Annotated in this window: 3 protein-coding genes; all 3 read left to right on the top strand. The window is 39.8% G+C overall.

Translation table 11 applies throughout. The annotated features are described in order from the left end of the window. Window positions 1-800 (top strand): hemolysin family protein (locus AC1DSB_RS16800; protein WP_477587168.1); only part of this gene is annotated, 800 nt, incomplete at its 5' end. A 437-nt stretch (window positions 801-1237) separates the two neighbouring features. Continuing rightward, window positions 1238-1783, top strand: a complete 546-nt coding sequence (locus AC1DSB_RS16795) for an RNA polymerase sigma factor (RefSeq protein WP_016428355.1) — start codon at window positions 1238-1240, stop codon at window positions 1781-1783. A 418-nt stretch (window positions 1784-2201) separates the two neighbouring features. After that, on the top strand, window positions 2202-3237 hold a 1036-nt coding region (locus tag AC1DSB_RS16790), incomplete at its 3' end, for a phospholipase (protein ID WP_477587167.1).

The raw sequence follows: 3237 nt of genomic DNA, 5'->3' as shown, positions 1-3237 counted from the left end.
CTGTAAAAGAAGCGACTCTTACCAAAGAAGAACTGCGTTCGATGGTTGATATCGCATCAACAGAAGGAACTTTCGAAGAAGAAGAATCTGAACGTTTAAAAGGCGTTTTGGATTTTCCACATAAAGATGTACAAGATGTATTGGAAACCCACCGCACGGAAATCGTCGGGATTCCAACAAATGCTACATACGAGGAAGTACGCGACGTCATTTTGGAACATTATTACACGCGATACCCTGTATACGAAGAGAGTATGGATCACATCGTTGGCATGTTCTATTCGAAAACATTGATTGAATGGTCAATGGACCCAACAATGGAACTCCACGAATTAATTGACCGTGAACCCTTGTTCGTCGTTCAAACAGTAAGCGTCGAAAAAGTCTTCAAGCAAATGCTAGCGAAGAAAAAACATATGGCAATCGTTCTTGATGAATACGGCGGGACACTCGGTATCATCACACATGAAGATATCATTGAAGAAATGATTGGTCAGGAAATCGAAGATGAATCTGACGAAGATGAAGATATTTTAGTATATGAAATGACGGAAGACCGTCTCATCTGTCATGGGCGTTTGGAAATCGAAGACGTGAATGAAATGTTTAAAGTTGATATTCCAAATGACCACGATACGATTGGTGGATTCGTCCTTCAACAATTGGGGCATATGCCGGATAACGGAGAACAGTTCACATACGAAAATCTTCACTTTGAAGTAAACGAAATGGACTGGAACCGAATTTTGCAATTAACAATTACAATTAAAGAAAAAGATGAAGTGCTGGATGACGAATAGTCATTCAGCACTTTTTTTGTCTAACGTTAAGTTTAGTATGTTGTCTCGTGATCTTACGTTGAACCGCTAAGATGACACATATGTTTTTCTTCAATGTCTTGTTTCTCAGGTCAGACCGCATCTCCGCTTGGGCCAACAGGATATGGGCCATAAGGCGTTGCGAAATTTTGTGGAACTGTATTTTGCGACGAGGTAACCGCAGGCACACTAGGAAGTAGCTTCCATCCAAAGGCATTTGAAAACGAGTTTTCAATTCAGTTGCGACTGCGATTACTCGTCAAAGAGAGCTTGGTCCAATGTCGAAGTGATCTACGTAGCCTGCTCCACATTTCTGGCTTACACGTTTGTAAGAGTTTTGAAAGTGAATCCGATAGAGCGTAAGGTTTCTTTTTGGCAAAATAAAGACATCAGCAAGATATGAACGGAGGAAAAAACAAATGAACGGGCAATTGGAACAAGTGTATGAGGAATATAACCGCTATATATATCATTTATGTTTAAAGTTAACACGCAATCAAACAGAAGCAGAGGACTTGATGCAGGAAGTATGGGTTAAAGTCGTTCGCTACGAAGCTTATGTTAAAGATGTGGATCATGTAAAGGCCTGGTTGACGACCATTTGCATGAATACTTTCCGTGATCGTTACCGTAAAAATGTTCGCCGTAGCAAACATGTCATGAATCAACCCGACCAATTGGACGTTCCTATTATGGACTTGATCCCATGTGACACATTGACGGCAGAAGATTTAATGGAAAAACATGATTTATCTGAAATGGTTCAACAAAAAATTGGAGAATTGGATGGTATTTATAAAACGACAGTATTGTATTTTTATGTCCATCAATATTCACTCGTTGAAATTGCCGACTTGATGAAAGTGTCGATCGGGACCGTTAAATCTCGTCTTTTCCGTGCAAAACAACGCTTGAAAGAAATGATGATGGCAGATACAGCTGCTGTCGAATATATACCTGCCTAACGAAATCACAGTCCTTGCGACTGTGATTTTTTTGCGCATTATGGAGAGTGATGTTCTGCTTTCTCAACAAGTTAACTCGCCTAAGAGACGTGTTTGAGCGATAAACCTTTAAGTTTGATTGATAAATCTCCAGTTTGAGCGACAAATCGTCAGTTTGATCGATAAATACCTCAATCTGAGTGATAAATTTTACATAAGCCATACTTGCTATTGGAAAGCGTCTCAATATTTAAGTCTACTAGGGAATGAAACGAACTCATCTCTCAACCAGGAGCGTAGCGTAAACAAAACAATTTCAATGCATTTGAGTACCAAGTGCAAAAATATATATTCTAATACATCCCAAGTGCGGTTTGTTAAAATTCCAAGAAGGGAATAACGTAGTAAAACACTTGCACGATTCAAGGGGGAAAGGCGTATGGACAACAAGCCGCGCAAACAATGGAGCAAGCGTAAACGAATTATTATAGGTTCGTTGGGCGTATTTGCTCTGATATATATTGCTGCAATCATGTGGCACACGTTTAAACCACTGCCAAAAGGAATTTCATATGCAGGGGAGTTACACAAAACGGACAATATCGAAATGATTACGGATTTAACTTATGCACAAGATCAAAAAGGTAAAGGCATAGTTCATGAAAATCAAATTTTTGATGAAGTATACACCATGATTGAAGATGCCGAAGAATTTGTTGTGGTCGACTTTTTTCTATTCGATGGCTACTACGATGAGAACGAAGATTTCCCTAAAATTGCAGATACATTATCCATGACAATAGCGAACAAAAAGAAAGAAAATCCAAACATGCCGATTGTGTTTATTACCGATCCCCTTAATCGAGGATATGGCTCTTATGAGAATGAGTGGTTTAAAAAAATGCGCGATGCGGGAGTCGAAGTTGTCTATACTGATTTAGATTCTTTACGCGATTCCACACCTATTTATTCAGGTATTTACCGCACGATGTTCCAATGGTTTGATATTGGGGGCAAAGGGTGGATTGACAATGCAATGGCAAGTGATGCACCTAAAATGACGATTGCATCCTATATGACCCTTTTGAACGTAAAGGCCAATCATCGAAAAGCAGTGATAACAGATAAGGAAGCGATGGTCACTTCATCGAATCCACATGATGCAAGTGGATTCAACGGCAATATTGCCTTAAAAGTAACTGGTCCCGTGCTCAACGATATGTTGGAAGCAGAGGAAGCCGTATCACTCTATTCGGGAGGTCCAGAACTTCCTCGAGTTGACGTAAAAGAAAGTGAAGGGCAATATGAAGTTCAATATGTTACAGAGAAAAAGATATTGGATGCATTACTTAAAGATTTGTCCGATACGAAAGAAGGCRACAAAATATGGCTAGGCATGTTCTTCATTGCCAAACGCGATATCGTGAATGCGCTCGTTGATGCGKCCAACCGTGGAGTGGAAATCAATATGGTTC

The sequence above is a fragment of the Paenisporosarcina sp. P4_E4_2 genome (assembly GCF_056401595.1).
Note: the sequence above shows the minus strand (reverse complement) of the source record. Positions and strands in the feature narration are given on the sequence as shown.